Consider the following 17,123-nt stretch of genomic DNA (forward strand, 5'->3'; position numbering starts at 1 on the left):
GGCATTTTTGAAGATGCAACGTTCAAGCAGCACACAACCTTCAGGGATTTCCATGACTGACCCGACCGCCGCGTTGCGCGATATCCTCGGACCGAAAGGCTGGCTTTCGGGCGCCGATGCGAAGCCCTACCAGCGCGATTGGCTCAACCGCTATGGCGTTGCGCCGCTGGGCGTTGCCAGGCCAGCGAACACCGCTGAGGTGGCCGCGGTCGTCGTGGCATGCCGGGAGGCCGGATTGGCGGTGGTGCCGCAGGGCGGCAATACAGGGCTTTGCGGCGGTGCCGTCGCGGAGCAGCCGAACGCGGTGATCGTCTCGCTCTCGCGCATGGCGGCGATCGGCGAACCGGATCTCGAGAGCGGCTCGATCATCGTCGAAGCTGGCGTCGTGCTTGCCGCGCTGCACGATGCGCTGGAGCCGCATGGCCTGATGTTTCCCATGCATCTCGGCGCGGAAGGCAGCGCCAGGATCGGCGGGCTGATCGGCACCAATGCAGGCGGCAGCCAGGCTTTCCGATACGGCATGATGCAGGATCTCGTGCTCGGCCTCGAAGTCGTGATACCGGACGGCGCGGTATGGGACGGACTGCGCGCGGTACAAAAGGACAATGCCGGCTATCAGCTGCGCAAGTTGTTCTGCGGCGCGGAAGGCACACTCGGCATCGTGACACGCGCGGTGCTTCGGCTCTATCCCACGCCGAGGCAGCAGGCGAGCGCGCTTCTGGTCATGCCCGACTTTGCCGCCGCCGTTTCGTTCGGCGCCTTCCTGCGCGGCGAGGCAAGCGAATTCCTCTCCGGCCTCGAATTCTTCAGCGATGTCGGCCTGGCACTGGCTCTCAAGCACCTGCCTGATCTCGCCTATCAATTGGAGGCACGCGGTGACGTTTATCTACTCGTCGAACTGGCTTCCGGCTCGCCCCGCGTTCCCTTGGACGAGATCCTGAATTCGGCATTGGAATGGGGCATGGAGCAAGGCCTCGTCCTTGATGGTGCGCTGGCGACATCGGGCGCGCATCGGGCGCAGTTCTGGCGGTTGCGCGAGGAGCAGCCGGAAGGGCAGCGGCTGGAGGGCGAGCAGCTCAAGCATGACATCTCGGTGCCGCCGGGCGCGATCGCCCGCTTTGTCGAGGCCGGCGCCAAGCTCTGCCACGAGATTCTGCCTAGCGTGCGGATCAACCCGTTCGGCCATCTCGGCGACGGCAACATCCACTACAATCTGTCGCCACCGGAGGGTCGCGCCGACTTCAACGGCAAGGCCGGGCAGTTCGCCGAGGCGCTGTCGGCGCTTGCCACGGAAATGGGCGGCAGTTTCGCGGCCGAGCACGGGCTTGGCCGGGCAAAGATCGCCCTGGCCGAGCGCAATCGCGGTCTGGTGGAGCGGGACCTCATGGCACGGTTGAAGGGCGCATTCGATCCATTGGGCGCAATGAACCCCGGCGTTCTGGTGCGGACTGCCAAGTAAAGAAAAACTTTCGAATAGACCGCATTTCTTGATTTCGTCCCGATCCGCCAGCGTGCACGTATGAATCCGAAAGGCAGGCCGGATCCGCTTGCCGCCAGACCGAGGATGCCGAAAACATGATCCGCAATGGCGGCCGCCTTCTTGTCGAATGCCTGATCGCTCTTGGCGCGGCCAAGAGCTTCGGTGTGCCCGGCGAAAGCTACCTGGCCGTTCTCGACGCGCTGCACGACACACATGGGAAGCTGGACTATGTGCTCTGCCGCAATGAGGGTGGCGCGGCGTTCATGGCTTCGGCCTATGGCAAGCTGACCGGCTCGCCCGGCATCTGCTTCGTGACGCGCGGCCCAGGTGTCACGAATGCCAGCATCGGCGTGCATACGGCCATGCAGGACAGTTCGCCGATGATCCTCTTCGTCGGCCAGGTCGGCACCGACATGAGGGGCCGCGAGGCCTTTCAGGAGATCGACTACAGGGCCGTCTATGGCACGGTCGCCAAATGGGCAGTCGAGATCGACGACGTCTCCCGCCTGCCCGAGATCGTGGCGCGGGCCTGGACCACCGCCTTGACTGGACGGCCCGGCCCCGTCGTGGTCGCGCTGCCGGAAGACATGCTGACGAGCCTGACTGAAGCCGCCCCGCTCAGCGGGCCAGCCGCAATCTTCGAAGCCGCTCCGGCACAGGACGCGATGGCTGCGGCACTCAAGTTGCTGGAAGCAGCCGAGAGGCCGGTCCTACTTATGGGCGGCGCCAACTGGACAGAGGCGGGACGCACGGCGCTGCAGGCTTTCGCCGAGGCTTCCGACATCCCGGTCGTGGCGGCCTTCCGCTACCAGGACCAATTCGACAATCATTCGCCGGCCTTCGTCGGCGAGGCCGGTGTCGGCATGGTGGCGCATGTCAAAAACCTGATCCGCGATGCCGATGTGATGCTGGCCGTCAATGTGCGCTTCGGCGAGATGACCACGGACGGCTATACGCTGCTGTCGGTGCCGCAGCCGCGCCAGAAGCTGATCCATGTCCACGGCTCCGACCGCGAGATCGGCAAGATCTATGTGCCGGCAATCGGCATCCACGCCGGCCCGAACGCCTTCGCCAAGGCATTGACGCCGGTGAAGGGCGGCTGGACGGAGTGGCGCGCGTCGGCGCGCCGAGCCTATGAAGGGACATTCGCGGCGCCCATCCAGCCTGGCCCGGTGGATATGGTGGCGGTCAGCGCCTGGCTGCGCGAGACCTTGCCCGCCGACGTCATTCTCACCAACGGCGCCGGCAATTTCACGGTGTGGCCGAACAAGTTCTTCAAGTTCGGGCCGCGGGCGCGGCTGCTCGCGCCGCAATCCGGCGCCATGGGCTACGGCCTGCCGGCGGCCGTCGCGGCAAAGGTCGCATTCCCGCAACGCACGGTGGTCTGCTTTGCCGGCGACGGCGATTTCCAGATGAACTGCCAGGAGCTCGGCACCGCGATGCAAGCCGGCGCGCAGCCGATCGTGCTGATCATCAACAACGGTATCTACGGTACGATCCGCGCGCACCAGGAACGCAACTACCCGGCCCGCGTCTCGGGAACCTCGCTTGAGAACCCGGACTTCGTCACGCTGGCGAAGGCCTATGGCTTCCATGCCGAGCGGGTCGAAACGACGGCGGATTTCGCCGCTGCCTTCGGTCGCGCGCTCGATTCGGCGACGGGCGCCGTTCTCGATATCGCCATCTCGCCCGAAGCGCTGACACCCCGGCAGACCCTCTCCCAGATGCGCGAAGCCGCTCTCGCTTCGCAGAAGGCCAAGGCATGACCTCCGGAACCGACGACATCCGTCTTGGCGCTGATATAGGCGGCACGTTCACCGACATCGCGCTTGACCTCCGGGGAACGCTGTTCTCGACCAAGGTGCTGACCAATTATGCGGCGCCCGAGCAGGCGATCCTCGACGGCATTGCGGTCGTCACGCGCGATGCCGGCATTTCACCCTCCGAGATCGGCATTGTCATCCACGGCACGACGCTCGCCACCAACGCCCTGATCGAGCGCCGCGGCGCGAAGACAGCATTGGTCACGACCGAAGGGTTTCGCGACGTGATCGAGATGCGGACTGAAAACCGTTTCGAGCAATACGATCTGAACCTGCAACTTCCAACGCCGCTCATCCCGCGCGAGCACCGCTTCACGGTCAAGGGCCGCATCGGCGCCGAAGGACAGGAGTTGAAGCCGCTCGATGAAGCCGCCCTGGAGGAGATCGCGAAGCAGATCGCGGCCGGCGGCTTCGGCTCGGTGGCGATCGGCTTCATCCATGCCTACACCAATCCGGCTCACGAGCGCCGTGCGCGCGAGATCCTTTCCCGCCACCTCAACATCCCGATTTCGCTCAGTGCCGAAGTGTCGCCGCAGATGCGCGAATTCGAGCGCTTCAACACGGTCTGCGCCAACGCCTATGTGCGGCCGCAGATGGCCGATTATCTCGCCCGCTTCCAGACGCGACTGAAGGAGATGGGCGCCGAGTGCCCGGTCTTCATGATCCATTCGGGCGGCGGCCTGATCTCGGTGGAAACGGCTTCCGAATTTCCCGTGCGCCTGGTCGAGTCCGGCCCGGCCGGCGGTGCCATTTTCGCCGCCGACATCGCCCGGCGCTTCGGCCTGGAAAAGGTCGTCTCCTACGATATGGGCGGCACGACCGCGAAGATCTGCCTGATCGAGGACTTTGCGCCACGCACGGCCAGAACCTTCGAGGTGGCGCGCACCTACCGCTTCTGCAAGGGTTCGGGCATGCCGATCTCGATCCCTGTCATCGAGATGATCGAGATCGGCGCCGGCGGTGGCTCCATCGCCTGGGTCGACGCCATGGGCCGGATCCAGACCGGACCGGAAAGCGCCGGATCGGAGCCGGGGCCTGCCTGCTACGGCCGCGGCGGCAAGCGCCCGGCAATCACCGACGCCGACCTGGTACTCGGCAAGCTCGACCCCGACAATTTCGCCGGCGGCGCGATCCGGCTCGACACGGCGGCGTCGGAACAGGCCATCCTGCGCGATGTCGGCGAGCGCCTGTCACTTGACGCCATGTCGACGGCCTTCGGCATCTGCGAGGTGGTGGATGAGAACATGGCCAATGCCGCCCGCGTCCACGCGGTCGAGAACGGCAAGAACATTTCCGACAATCTGATGATTGCCTTTGGCGGCGCTGCCCCGCTTCACGCGGCAAGGCTCTGCGAAAAACTCGGCATCGAGCGCTGCATCGTCCCCAAGGGTGCGGGCGTCGGCTCGGCGATCGGCTTCCTCAAGGCACCATTCGGCTACGAGGCGCTGGCGTCGAAGCTGACCCGCCTGTCGCGGTTCAAGCCGGAGGAGATCAACACCTTGCTCGGCGACCTCAAGGCATCAGCCGAAAGCTTCGTGCGCAGCGGCGCCAGCGGCAGCATCACCTGCGAAATCACCGCCTTCATGCGTTATGCCGGCCAGGGCTGGGAAATCCCGGTGGCTGTACCGGATGAGCCGTTCGGCGAGGATGCCGTGACAAGGCTCAAGGACCTGTTCGAGGCGAACTACCAGCGCTTCTTCGGCCGCGCCATCGAAGGGCTCGACGGGCTGGAGATCGAGATCGTCACCTGGTCGGTCAAGGCGACCGATGTCAGGCCTGATGTCGCCAGGCATGAACTCACGGCAGGCACGCGAACCAGCCAGCCCGCCACCACGCGCGCGGTGTTCGATCCGGCGAGCGGCGAACCGCAAATCTATGGCATCGTCGAACGTGATGCGCTCTGCGCCGGCGACCGCGTGGCCGGTCCCGTGGTCATTGTCGAACGCGAGACGTCCACCGTCGTCACCACCAGCTTCGACGCCGTCATCCAGAGCGACGGCGCAATCCTTCTGGTCCGCAAAGGCAGCCAGTCATGAGCGACATCAGCGAAATCCGCATGCAGGTGATGTGGAACCGGTTGATCTCGGTGGTCGAGGAGCAGGCGCTTACCTTGCTGCGCACGGCCTTCTCGACTTCGGTGCGCGAGTCCGGCGACCTGTCGGCGGGCGTGTTCGACCCGCGCGGCCAGATGCTGGCGCAGGCGGTCACCGGCACGCCCGGCCACGTCAACACCATGGCCGAGGCCGTGCTGCATTTCATGAATGAAATCCCGCGCGAGGCCATGTTCGAGGGCGACACCTATGTCACCAACGATCCCTGGCTGGGCACAGGCCATCTGCACGACATCACCATGGTGTCGCCGTCTTTCCTGAATGGCGAGCTGGTGGCGTTCTTCGCCTGCACGGCCCATGTCGTCGATGTCGGCGGGCGCGGCTTCGGCGCCGACGGCAAGTCGGTCTACGAGGAAGGCATCCAGATCCCGATCATGAAGTTCGCGGAGAAGGGCAAGGTCAATCTCGACCTGGTCCGGATCCTGCGCGCCAATGTCCGCGAACCGAACCAGGTGGTCGGCGATTTCTATTCGCTCGCCGCCTGCAACGAAGTCGGCCACCGGCGCCTCGTCGATATGATGAAGGAGATTGGCCTGGCATCACTTGATGGCCTTGGCGACTTCATCTTCTCGCGCACACGCGACGCCATGCTCGAACGCATCAAGGCGCTGCCGAAGGGCAGTTGGTCAAACGAGCTCGTCACCGACGGCTATGACGCACCGGTGAAGCTGGTGGCAAAGGTGTCGGTCCGCGACGACCATGTCGAGGTCGATTTCACCGGCACCGATGCGATGAGCCGGTGGGGCATCAACTGCCCGATCATCTACAGCAAGGCCTATGCCTGCTACGCGCTGAAATGCGTGGTGGCGCCCGACATTCCCAACAACGCCGCCTCGCTCGCCTTCTTCACCGTGACGTCGCCGGTCAACATCTTGAACGCGGTGCGGCCGGCGCCGGTGGCGCTCAGGCACATTTTCGGCCACATGGTCCCCGATCTCGTGCTGGGCGCGCTCTCCCAGGCCTTGCCGGGCAAGATCCTCGCCGAAGGTGCCGGCGCGCTGTGGAACATCCACATCTCGGTGCGTCCGGTCGCGGGCGGTTCGGGCCGGCGCGCCGAAGTGCTGATGTTCAATTCCGGTGGCATGGGCGCACGGCCTGGACTCGACGGCCTGTCGGCGACCGCCTTCCCGTCCGGCGTGCACACGATGCCGATCGAGGCGACCGAGCACACCGGTCCTATTGTCATCTGGCGCAAGGAACTGCGGCCGGGTTCCGGCGGCGACGGAGAGTTCCGTGGCGGCCTCGGACAAGTCATCGAAATCGCCGCGTTGGAAGGCCACGAATTCGATTTCTCGGCCATGTTCGACCGCGTCAATCACCCCGCCCATGGACGCAATGGCGGCGAGCCTGGCGTCGCCGGCGTGGTCAGACTGGACGATGGCACGCAGATGCGGCCCAAGGGCTGGCAGCACGTCCCGGCAGGGCGCCGGCTGATCCTCGAATTGCCTGGCGGCGGCGGCTACGGCGATCCGGCCAAACGCAGCACCGAGGCGCGGGCGAACGACCGCTCCAAGGAATACATTTCGGAGAACGGCAAATGAGCTACATTGCCTCGCGCCTATCGGCGGTGAAGCCTTCGGCTTCGATGGCTGCCTCGCAAGCCGCCAAGGCGCTGCGCGCCAAGGGCGTCGACGTGATCGATCTCGGCTTGGGCGAACCGGATTTCCCGACGCCCAGCCACATCATCGACGCCGCCCATTTCGCGGCGAAGGCAGGACAGACGCTCTACACCGGTGCGGCCGGCACGACAGAAGCGCGCGAAGCCATTGTCGGCAAATTCAGACGCGAGAACGGGCTGGATTACACGGCCGACGACATCGTGGTGGCCAACGGCGCCAAACAGATCATCTTCAACGCGCTGATGGCGACGCTGGAGAGCGGCGACGAGGCGATCCTGCCGGCGCCCTATTTCGTCTCCTATCCCGAAATGGTGAAGCTGCTCGGCGGCACGCCTGTCACCGTCGAATGCCCGGAGACATCTGGTTTCCGCCTGACGCCTGATGTGCTGGAGAAGGCCATTACGCCGAGAACCAAATGGCTTTTCCTCAATATGCCGGGCAACCCGTCCGGCGCCGTCTATTCGCAATCGGATCTGCAAGCGCTGGGCGCGGTTCTGGCAAGGCACCCGCAAGTGCTCGTGCTTTCCGACGAGATCTATGAGCACATCCTGTTCGACGGCCGCAAGTTCGTTTCCTTCGGCAAGGCCTGCCCGGAACTCAGGGACCGCACGCTGATCGTCAATGGCGTCTCGAAATCCTACGCGATGACCGGCTGGCGCGTCGGCTATGCGGCCGGACCGGCGCCGCTGGTGAAGGCGATGTCGACCATCCAGAGCCAGTCCTGCACCTCCGTCTGCTCCATCGCGCAGGCGGCGACGGTCGCCGCGCTCAACGGTCCGCAGGACGAAGTGGCGCGCTTCCGGCAAGCCTTCGAAGCGCGCCGTGACCTCGTTGTCGATGGGATCAGGAAAATCAACGGGCTGACGCTGTCGCCGCCGGATGGCGCCTTCTATGCCTATATCGGCTGTGCCAGCCTGATCGGCCGCAAGACGCCCGAGGGTGTCGTGCTGGAGGACGATGCGGCGGTGGCGAACTATCTTCTGGTCGAAGGCCGCGTGGCATCAGTGCCGGGCATGGCCTATGGACTTTCACCCTATTTTCGTATCTCGACCGCGACCAGCGAAGAGGTGCTGACCGAGGCGATCGCGCGGATCAATGCCGCTGTCGCGCAAGTGGAGTAGATGATGCCACATTACGAACGTATCCTGATCACCGGCGCCGCCGGCCGCCTCGGTTCGGAACTGCGCAAGGGGCTGGTGCCGCTGGCGAAAACGATCCGGTTGGCGGGGCGTGAACCGTTCGGCGATCTCGCGCCTCACGAAGAGGAAGCGGTCTTCGATCTCGCCGACATGGAAGCGACGATCGCGGCCACCAGGGACTGCGATGCAATCGTGCATTTCGGCGGCGCGCCGCTCGAATGCGAATGGCAGACGATCCTGGATTCCAGCATACGCGGCTCCTACCACATCTACGAAGGCGCCCGGAAACACGGCGTGAAGCGCATCATCTACGCCTCCTCGGTGCATGCGATCGGCTATCATGAGGTCGAGGCCCAAATCGGCGTCGACGCGCCGGTGCGCCCTGACAGCCTCTACGGCGTCTCGAAGAATTTCGTCGAGAGCCTCAGCCGACTCTACTGGGACAAATTCGGCATAGAGACGGTGTGCCTACGCATCTTCTCGTCCTTCCCCGAACCGGCGGACCGGCGCATGCTGTGGTCATATCTTTCCTTTGCCGACTGCGTGCGCCTGGTCGAGGCATCGCTTACCGCGCCGCGCGTCGGCCACACGATCTCCTTCGGCATTTCAGACAACAAGGTGAAGACGGTCGACAACAACGGCGCCAAACATCTGGGGTTCATCCCCCAGGACAGCGCCGAGCCGTTCCGCGCCGCGGTGGAAGCAAAGACCCCCGTTCCCGATCCGAAAAGACCGTCGGTAAAATATCTCGGCGGCTGGTTCTGCGAACTCGGCCATCCGGACGACAAGCCCGCCTGACTATAGAGCGGGCCGCCGTTTCGGTAAGACGGTGGCTCGCTTTCAGGCAGCCGCGCCGCCCAAATAGGCGCGCCTGCTGATGCCCAGCATCACGCATGGGCTGCGCATCATCGTCGAACGCTGCGCCGCGGAATCCGGCATCACGCCCGATGTCGGCATCGGATTCGTATGCCGTGCTGTGGCCCGTGCACAACGGTCTGCTGCGCTACTCGGGCTTCGATGCGCTGCCGCCCTTCGTCGCCCACATGCCGGACCGTGTCGGCGACGAAGGCCGCCAGGCCTATCTGGAGGCCTACGGCAAGAGACTGGCAGAGATCGACAAGACGCCGCGCCTGTTCTTCCACCCCGCTGAGGATTACGGCAAGAACGAGCGGCTGAAGTCGGGCGTGCTCGCCCGCTCGGGAGTGCAGCAATACCTGACGCCGGCGCGCGCCCGCTGGAGAACGAGCAGGCCGCGCCGCGCTGCTTCGCACGGTCCGCCTCGCCGACGACAGAAGTGGCATTGCCGGATGACAAGCGCATCGCACAACAAGGGCCAGAATTTCGGAGCCATTGCGCGGTAAGTTTTTGCTTGTGAACATGCCGGCGGATTGTAGCTTGCCCGAGCCGGTCCGACAAAAGGGGTGTGCGCGAGATGATCGACATCCGAATTTCGATGGATGCAGCGTGCCGTTGAAAGCAGCCACCCATATCGAGGCCATGTCCGCCTTCGCGCTTGCGAATTTCGGCGGCTATGACGGGCCTACCCTTGCTCAGAATGAGAGCGCCTTTCCGCCCAGCCCCAAGGCGATCGCCGCCGGCCAGGACGCGATTGGCCGCAGCCATCTCTATCCCGACCCGGACTGGACGGCACTGCGCGGGGCGATCGCGCAAGCCTATGGGGTCGAGCGCGACCTGATCCTGTGCGGCGCCGGTTCGATGGAGCTGATCAGTTGCACCGTCGCGGCATTCGCCGGACCAGGCGATGAGGTGCTGGGCACCGCCTATGCCTACAATTTCGCAGCATCGGCCGCCGCGCGCGTCGGTGCGGTCTACGTCAAGGCAGAAGAGCGCGATTTCACCGTTTCGATCGACAGCATCCTGGCTGCCGTCACGCCAGCAACGCGTATCGTCTTCGTCTGCAATCCCGGCAATCCGACCGGCACCCGTATCGGCAACAGCGAACTGCTGCGGCTGCGCGCGGCGTTGCGGCCGGACGTGCTGCTGGTGATCGATCAGGCCTATGGCGAATTCGACGACCAGGACCCCGGACCGATCTTCGCGCTTGCCTTGCGCGGCGACACCGTGGTGCTGCGCACCCTGTCCAAAGCCTACGGCCTGGCTGGGGCGCGCGTCGGCTGGGGCTTGTTTGCACCTTCGGTCGGGGCGCAAGTGCGCAAGATGCAGAATTCGAACCAGGTCACGACGCCGAGCCTGGCAATGGCGGTCGCGGCCGTTCAGGACCAGGTCTTTATGCGCCAAACAGTGGCCCGCACGGCCGTGATCCGCGATCGGTTTGCGCATGATCTGCGGTCCGCCGGGTACCATGTTCCCGAAAGCCGGACGAATTTCGTGCTGATCCGCTTCTCCAGCGCAGCCGCCGCGGAGGCGGCCGAGAGAAGCTTGCGCGGTGCCGATATCATCCTGCGGAGCCTGGGGGGTTACGGGCTCACCGACTGTTTGCGCGCGACGGTCGGCCCGCAAGAGATGATGGATCGGGCGCTGCGCATACTGATCGACATGCGCGGCGAATAGATCCGGCGACTGCATCCTGGGGAGATTGAGAGATGACGTACCTGCCCGCCCGTGACTTCATCGGCTATGGCGACAAGCCGCCGGCCGCGCAGTGGCCCGGCGGCGCCAAGCTCGCCCTCAACATCGTCGTCAACTATGAGGAAGGCGCCGAATACAGCATCGGCGAGGGCGACGGCGTCTCCGAGGCGATCCTGTCGGACCTTGCCGTGTCCCCGGCGGCGCCGGGTCTACGCAACCGCAACATGGAATCGCTCTACGAATACGGCTCGCGCGTCGGCGTGTGGCGGCTGGCTTCGCTGTTCCAGGAAAAGAACATCATCCCGACTTTCTACGTCGTCGGGCGAGCGCTCGAACTCAATCCGGCCGCCGGCAAGGCGATCGCGGCACTTGGCAGCGACATCGTCTGCCATGGTTGGCGCTGGATCGACTACGCGCCGCTGAGCGAGGACGAGGAACGCCAGCACATTGCCATGACCGCGGACACCGTCCAGCGGATCACCGGCATTCGCCCGCTCGGCTGGTACACGGGCCGGCCCAGTCTCAACACGCGGCGGCTGGTGGTGGAGCACGGCGGCTTCCTGTTCGACTGCGACGACTACAATGACGACCTGCCCTATTTTGTCGACGTCGATGCCAAGCGGCATCTGGTCGTCCCGCACAGCTTCGACAACAATGACAGCCGGTTCTCGCGCGGCTCCGGCCTGGAGACAGGCAGCCAGTTCTTCGAATATGTCAGCGATGGCGTGGACTGGCTGCTGGCCGAAGGCGAAAAGACGCCGCGCATGATGACAGTCTCGCTGCACTGCCGGCTGGCGTCCCGGCCGGGCCGCATGATCGGGCTCGCCCGCTTCCTCGACAAGATCAGGGCCAATCCGGACATATGGATCTGCCGCCGCTCCGACCTTGCCCAACATTGGCTGAATCGGTTCGGCGGCTGAGAAAGCATTCGGCGGCATTGTTTTGACGCAATTCCGGACGGAAACCGCTTCGCACTTTTCCTGGAATTGCTCTGGCCGCCGGCAACACCCTACTTATTCGGAACCTCGTAAACCTTGCCGTGCCAGGGTGCTGCATCGATCTGGTCGAGAGCCATCACGTAGAGCACCTTCTCATCCGGTCCGAAGGCAAAATTCGGCATGGATGGCGACGGAACCGAAAGCGTGCGCAGCAGCTTCGCGTCCTTGTCGACGACGATGATCTTGCCTGGCGCATCAAGCGAGCGTGGGCTCTGGCCGATATACATCTCGCCAGCCTTGTCCATCTTGATGCCGTCGGGCCAGATATGCGGCTGGTTCGGGAACAGATCATCGAGGTGCAGGAAGACGCGGCGGTTGCTCAGGCCGTGGTCGGGCTGGACATCGAACTCGATGATCCTGTTATCCTCGGTCTCGACCAGGTAGAGGATTTTTCCATCGTTCGACATGACCAAGCCATTGGCATTGTGCAGGTCGCCGGCAACCTTCTTCACGCTGCCGTCCTTGCCGATGTAGTAGGCCGAGGCGTCGATCAGCGGTCCGCCCTTGCCGGACCCAGTGAAGTAGATGCCGCCATCCTTGTCGGGCGCGAAGTCATTCGGTCCGCTGAACGGATTGCCGTCCGTGTCCTTGTCATAGGCCGGCAGCGTCTTGCCGTCGGCGGAGATGCGGCCGATCGAGTTGCTGTCGTAGCAGGTAACAAGAAACTCGCCAGAGCTCGTCGGCAACACCGCTGAAGGGCCGCAACCGTCCATCTTCCAGAAGATTTCGTTCTTCTTGCCGTCCCATACAGTCACTGTGCCGCGGCCGTATTCGACGTAGAAGAGCTTGTCCTGATACCAGATCGGACCTTCGGCGAACCACGCGTCTTCATTGATGACCTTGACGTCTCCCGCATGCGCGGAGGATGTGAGGGCCAGGGCAAGCATGGTGCCCAGCAGATGCCATTTGATCATGCGATTCCCCTTTGTTTTCAGATGGTCGAAATCTTCCTCGTTCAGCTTCGCCGGCGTTTCCGGCCGGTCACGGTTTTCGTCAGTTCGTCAAATGGAGGGATGGTCGGGTCTCTATGAGCGCAACCGCTTGCCTTCGGGGTCGAATGGCGGATGCGGCAGCAAGATCGCTTCATGCGGCCTTCCCAGTATGGCGACCGAGACCTTGTCTCCGGCCTTGGCCGAGCCGGCCTTGACATAGCCGAGTGCCAGGGACTTCTCGACGAAATAGCCATAGGCGCCCGAAGACACCTGTCCAATCGGCGTGCCATCGGTGAGGAAGATCGGTTCGCCGCCGGTTGCGTCGGCGTCCCTGGCATCGATCGACAGCATGATGAGTTCATCGCGCGCCGGCTTGCCGGCGATGGCGGCATAGGCATCGCGGTTCAGGAACGCTCCCTTGTCCATTTTGACAAGGCCATCGAACTTGACCTCCTGCGGCCAATATTCGGGCGAATATTCGCGACTCCAGCTGCCATAGCCCTTTTCGACGCGCAGCGACATCAGCGCGCGCGATCCGACCGGTCCGGCACCAACCTCATTGCCAGCTTTCAGAAGCGCATCGTAAAGCTCGACCTGGTCGGCGGATTTGCAATGCAGCTCCCAGCCAAGATCGCCGGTGAAGGACACCCTGAGCGCCACCACATCGATGCCGGCGACGGCGATCCGGCGCGACTGCATGAAGGGGAATGCCTCGTTCGACAGATCCTCATTGGTCAGGCGCTGCAGCAGTTCGCGCGAGCTCGGTCCCGCCACGTTGAAGCCGCAGAGCTCCTCGGTGCGCGAGCGGAAGGTCGTGCCCTCGGGCAAGGGAACGGCCTTGAAGAACCTTTGGTGGAAGCGCTCGGCCATGCCGGAGCCGATGACCATGAATTCGTCGTCGGCGAGCCTGGTCACGGTGAAGTCGCCGGCGATGCCGCCACGCTTGCCGATCAGCGGCGTGAGGCAGGAGCGGCCAACTTTTGCCGGCATGCGGTTGGCGAACAGCGCATTGAGCCAGGCCTCGGCACCAGTGCCCTTGACCTCGTATTTGGCGAAATTGGAGATGTCGATGATGCCGGCGCGTTCGCGCAGCATGCGCGCCTCGCGGCCCACCGGTTCCCACCAGTTCTGGCGCGTGAAGCCGATCGTCTCCTCGCGTGGCTCGCCCTCGGCGGCGAACCACAGCGGGTGCTCCCAGCCGAAATTGAGGCCGAAGACGGCGTTCATTTCCTTTTGCATGTCGTAGGCGGGCCTGGTCCGCACCGGTCGCCCGGCGGCGCGTTCCTCGTTGGGGAAATGGATCTTGAAGCGATGGCTGTACTGATCCTGGACGCGAGCCTTGGTGAAGGCCTTGCCGGCCCAGTGGCCGAAGCGCGCCATGTCCCAGGCAAACATGTCGAGCGAGGGCTCACCCTCGATCATCCACTCGGCTGCCAGCTTGCCCATGCCGCCCGACTGCGAGAAACCGGGAATGATGCCGTTGCAGCAAAAATAGTTGCTGAGTTCGGGCACCGGCCCGAACAGGACCGCGCTGTCCGGCGACCAGATCATCGGCCCGTTGATGACCTTCTTGACGCCGGCTGTGCCGACGGCCGGCACACGCGCGATCGCGCGCAGCATGTTCTCTTCGATACGGTCGAGATCGTCGGGAAACAGTTCGTGGCCGAAGTCCAGCGGCGTGCCGTCCTCGGCCCAGAATTTCATCTTGCGCTCATAGGCGCCGATGAGCAGCCCAAGGCCTTCCTGGCGCAGATAGTACTCGCCGTCGCGATCGGCGACCGAAGGCAAGCGGCGGCCCATGGCGGCGATTTCCGGAATGGTCTCGGTCACGAAATACTGGTGCTCGGTCGGAATCAGCGGCAGCTGCAGGCCAGCCATCGCGGCGACCTCCCTGCCCCACAGGCCGGCGGCGTTGACCACCCATTGCGTGTGGATGTCGCCCTTCGGCGTGCGCACGATCCAGCTACCGTCTGCTTGGGCCTCGGTCGCGGTGACCGGTGTGAAGCGATGGATCTCGGCGCCCCGCTGGCGCGCGCCGGCGGCGTAGGCGGCGGTGACGCCGGACGGATCGACATTGCCGCCCTCCGGCTCGTACATGATGCAGCGTATGCCGTCGAAGTCGACCAGCGGATGCAGCCGCTCCGCCTCGTCACGCGCGACCTCGTAGAAATTCATCTTGTAGCGCCGCGCCTTGGCTTCCTGGAGCCTCAGCTGATGCTCGCGTGCCTCGGTCTGGGCGAGATAGAGCGAGCCCGGCTGGAAGATGCCGCAGCCCTGGCCTGTCTCGGCTTCCAGCTCCTTGTAAAGCGCCATGGTGTAGTGCTGGAGGCGGCTGATGTTGGTGGAATCGTGCAAGCCGTGGATGTTTGCCGCCGCATGCCAGGTGGAACCGGAGGTCAGTTCGCTGCGCTCCAGGAGGACGACATCCGTCCAGCCGAACTTGGCAAGGTGATAGAGGATCGAGCAGCCGATCAGACCGCCGCCGATGACGACGGCTTGTGCATGAGTACGCATGTTTCTTCCCTTTGTACGGCGACTTTATCCTGGCGTTTGACTTAGCTGACTGGTCGATCGCAGTCGCCCGGCGAGTTCGGGGGCGCAACATGCGCCCCCGAGATATTTGCTGTGGTTGAACCGACCTATGCCTTGTCGAGCCAGACCTTATCCAGCTGCAGTTCGAATGTCTGATGCATGCCAAGGTTCTTCACATAGGTGGCGTGGTGCCGGTACAGCGAACGCCAGAACGCCTGGACGAGGATGCCGGAGTCCTGCAGAATGGATTCGACGTCCTTCATCAGCTCCTTGCGCTTGTCGACGTCCGCCACGGCGAGCGCCGCGCTGAGCTTCTTGTCGAATTCCGGATTGGCGTAGCCCGACTCGTTCCAGGCCTCACCGCTGCGATAGGCAATCGCCAGCACCTGGACGCCGAGCGGCCGCATGCCCCAATCGGTGGTCGACCACGGATATTTCGTCCAGTCGTTCCAGAACGACGAGCCCGGAATGATGGTGCGCTTGACCTTGAAGCCGGCCTCGCGCATCTGCGCGGCGACGACGTCGGCCGGGTCCTTCACATAGTCCGCATCGTAGGAGATCAGCTCGAACTCGTGATCCGTCTGGCCGGCCTCGGCCATCAGCGCCTTGGCTTTGGCGAGATCGCGCGGAACTTTCGGCAGCGCGTAGTATTCCGGATGGATCGGACAGACATGGTGGTTCTCAGCGACCTGCCCGAGGCCGCTGTAGCCGAGCTTCAGCACCGTCTCATTGTCGACAGCGAGCTGGATGGCATTGCGCACGCGTTTGTCGTCATACGGCTTGTTGGTCACATTGGTGCGCAGCACGATGGTGCCGGCGGTGACCACCTGCTCCTTGACCAGCCCCATGCTGTCATAGAGGTCGACCGTGCCGCCCACCGTCTGGTAGTTGCAATCTATCTCACCGGCCTCGAAGGCGCTGCCGATGGCGGGGTTGGACGCGTCCGATCCGTAGTCGGTCCAGTCGACGCCATCGAGATAGGGCTCGCCGCCGAACCAGGTGAAGTCCTTGCGCCGCCGCACCGAGGCCGACTCGCCGACCTTGTACGAGATCAGCTCATAGGGACCGGTGCCGGGCGTCTTGAGCATGTCGGCGCCGTTCTTGTCGAAGTCGCGATGGACGATGACCGCCGGATAATCGGAAAAGCCCGGAATGATGGTGACGTCGGACTGATTGCATTTCAGCTTCACCGTGTGGTCGTCGACCTTGGTGATGGCGCCAGCCGCGGCTTTCTTGGTAACGGGATCGATCAGGGAGTTCATGCGCCCGGCCATCGAATTGCCCTCGGCCGCCTTGTCGCACCAGCGTTCGATGTTGTGCACGATGTCGTCGGCGTTGAAGTCGTCGCCATTCGACCACTTCACGCCCTTGCGCAGATGCAGCGTGTATTGCGTGGCGTCGTCACTCACTTCCCAGCTCTCGACCAGATGTCCCTCGAAGGTGAAGTCGGTGGTGTAGCGGATCATGTAATCGTTGCATTGGCGCATGACGTTGGCGATCTCGGACCAGTCCCAGGAGCGCGGATCCTTCATGTCCTTGATGATCATCTGCATCTTCAGGATGCCGCCCTTCTTGCCGGGCACGATCGTCGCGGCCTTGGCCGGGGCAATACCGGCCATCGAATAGGCGAACGCCGTGGACGCGCCCATCGCGCTTGCCATGGCCAGGAATTCGCGGCGATCCATCTTACCGCTTTTGACTTCGGCTGCGTAGCTTTCGATGACCGCCGGGACGCGGTCACCGTTGCTCTTGAACATTGTCATCGTTGTTCTCCGGTTCAGGGCTTTCCGCCCGTTACATTCCCCTTGCGATATCCATGTTAGGGGTGATGCAAAAATCCCGGAAGGGCTCAAGCCGTGAAGAACCGCCAAAACCCGGCCCTAAAGACCTAAAAAAACGATGCCATTGGCGTGTCAAATTTTTGAGCGCAGGCCTGCTG

General features: G+C 63.8%; 12 protein-coding genes. 9 read left to right on the forward strand and 3 right to left on the reverse strand.

The features are described from left to right. Positions 1-52: 52 nt before the first annotated feature. The 9 genes from EB231_RS28135 (at position 53) to EB231_RS28175 (ending at position 11,642) form a co-directional block, all read left to right on the forward strand. On the forward strand, positions 53-1,459 hold the full coding sequence (locus EB231_RS28135) for an FAD-binding oxidoreductase (protein WP_172351687.1): 1,407 nt from the start codon (positions 53-55) through the stop codon (positions 1,457-1,459). A 116-nt stretch (positions 1,460-1,575) separates the two neighbouring features. Further along, the gene (locus tag EB231_RS28140; RefSeq protein ID WP_172351688.1) at positions 1,576-3,246 is read left to right on the forward strand and encodes a thiamine pyrophosphate-dependent enzyme; all 1,671 of its coding nucleotides are present in this window, start codon (positions 1,576-1,578) and stop codon (positions 3,244-3,246) included. Continuing rightward, positions 3,243-5,339, forward strand: coding sequence for a hydantoinase/oxoprolinase family protein (locus EB231_RS28145; RefSeq protein ID WP_172351689.1), 2,097 nt, complete (start codon positions 3,243-3,245; stop codon positions 5,337-5,339). Before EB231_RS28140 ends, EB231_RS28145 begins: the two co-directional genes overlap by 4 nt. After that, complete coding sequence (locus tag EB231_RS28150; RefSeq protein WP_172351690.1) at positions 5,336-6,955, forward strand: hydantoinase B/oxoprolinase family protein; 1,620 nt, start codon at positions 5,336-5,338, stop codon at positions 6,953-6,955. The genes EB231_RS28145 and EB231_RS28150 overlap by 4 nt, the downstream gene beginning before the upstream one ends. Next, a complete protein-coding gene (locus tag EB231_RS28155; RefSeq protein WP_172351691.1) occupies positions 6,952-8,154 on the forward strand; it encodes a pyridoxal phosphate-dependent aminotransferase in 1,203 nt (400 codons plus the stop codon). Before EB231_RS28150 ends, EB231_RS28155 begins: the two co-directional genes overlap by 4 nt. Positions 8,155-8,157: 3 nt before the next feature. After that, positions 8,158-8,970 (forward strand): NAD-dependent epimerase/dehydratase family protein, encoded by an 813-nt coding sequence (locus EB231_RS28160; RefSeq protein WP_172351692.1) that lies wholly within the window; start codon positions 8,158-8,160, stop codon positions 8,968-8,970. A 149-nt stretch (positions 8,971-9,119) separates the two neighbouring features. Then, positions 9,120-9,533, forward strand: a complete 414-nt coding sequence (locus EB231_RS35255) for a hypothetical protein (protein ID WP_246740736.1) — start codon at positions 9,120-9,122, stop codon at positions 9,531-9,533. After that, a complete protein-coding gene (locus tag EB231_RS28170) occupies positions 9,523-10,704 on the forward strand; it encodes a pyridoxal phosphate-dependent aminotransferase (protein ID WP_246740737.1) in 1,182 nt (393 codons plus the stop codon). The genes EB231_RS35255 and EB231_RS28170 overlap by 11 nt, the downstream gene beginning before the upstream one ends. 32 nt (positions 10,705-10,736) lie before the next feature. Further along, a complete protein-coding gene (locus EB231_RS28175) occupies positions 10,737-11,642 on the forward strand; it encodes an allantoinase PuuE (RefSeq protein WP_172351693.1) in 906 nt (301 codons plus the stop codon). Between the two features lie 89 nt (positions 11,643-11,731). Here the strand turns inward: EB231_RS28175 and EB231_RS28180 are convergent, their stop codons facing one another. The 3 genes from EB231_RS28180 to EB231_RS28190 form a co-directional block, all read right to left on the reverse strand. Then, on the reverse strand, positions 11,732-12,634 hold the full coding sequence (locus tag EB231_RS28180; protein WP_172351694.1) for an SMP-30/gluconolactonase/LRE family protein: 903 nt from the start codon (positions 12,632-12,634) through the stop codon (positions 11,732-11,734). Between the two features lie 111 nt (positions 12,635-12,745). Continuing rightward, positions 12,746-15,166 (reverse strand): GcvT family protein, encoded by a 2,421-nt coding sequence (locus EB231_RS28185; RefSeq protein ID WP_172351695.1) that lies wholly within the window; start codon positions 15,164-15,166, stop codon positions 12,746-12,748. 125 nt (positions 15,167-15,291) lie between these two features. After that, on the reverse strand, positions 15,292-16,947 hold the full coding sequence (locus tag EB231_RS28190; RefSeq protein ID WP_172351696.1) for an ABC transporter substrate-binding protein: 1,656 nt from the start codon (positions 16,945-16,947) through the stop codon (positions 15,292-15,294). Between the last annotated feature and the right edge of the window lie 176 nt (positions 16,948-17,123).

Source organism: Mesorhizobium sp. NZP2298, from assembly GCF_013170825.1.
Classification (GTDB): Bacteria; Pseudomonadota; Alphaproteobacteria; order Rhizobiales; family Rhizobiaceae; genus Mesorhizobium.

Bases quoted from the DNA above. Each gene is read 5' to 3' on its own strand.
- EB231_RS28135 (WP_172351687.1), top strand. From the start codon at position 53: ATGACTGACCCGACCGCCGCGTTGCGCGATATCCTCGGACCGAAAGGC.
- EB231_RS28140 (WP_172351688.1), top strand. From the start codon at position 1,576: ATGATCCGCAATGGCGGCCGCCTTCTTGTCGAATGCCTGATCGCTCTT.
- EB231_RS28145 (WP_172351689.1), top strand. From the start codon at position 3,243: ATGACCTCCGGAACCGACGACATCCGTCTTGGCGCTGATATAGGCGGC.
- EB231_RS28150 (WP_172351690.1), top strand. From the start codon at position 5,336: ATGAGCGACATCAGCGAAATCCGCATGCAGGTGATGTGGAACCGGTTG.
- EB231_RS28155 (WP_172351691.1), top strand. From the start codon at position 6,952: ATGAGCTACATTGCCTCGCGCCTATCGGCGGTGAAGCCTTCGGCTTCG.
- EB231_RS28160 (WP_172351692.1), top strand. From the start codon at position 8,158: ATGCCACATTACGAACGTATCCTGATCACCGGCGCCGCCGGCCGCCTC.
- EB231_RS35255 (WP_246740736.1), top strand. From the start codon at position 9,120: ATGTCGGCATCGGATTCGTATGCCGTGCTGTGGCCCGTGCACAACGGT.
- EB231_RS28175 (WP_172351693.1), top strand. From the start codon at position 10,737: ATGACGTACCTGCCCGCCCGTGACTTCATCGGCTATGGCGACAAGCCG.
- EB231_RS28180 (WP_172351694.1), bottom strand. From the start codon at position 12,634: ATGATCAAATGGCATCTGCTGGGCACCATGCTTGCCCTGGCCCTCACA.
- EB231_RS28185 (WP_172351695.1), bottom strand. From the start codon at position 15,166: ATGCGTACTCATGCACAAGCCGTCGTCATCGGCGGCGGTCTGATCGGC.
- EB231_RS28190 (WP_172351696.1), bottom strand. From the start codon at position 16,947: ATGACAATGTTCAAGAGCAACGGTGACCGCGTCCCGGCGGTCATCGAA.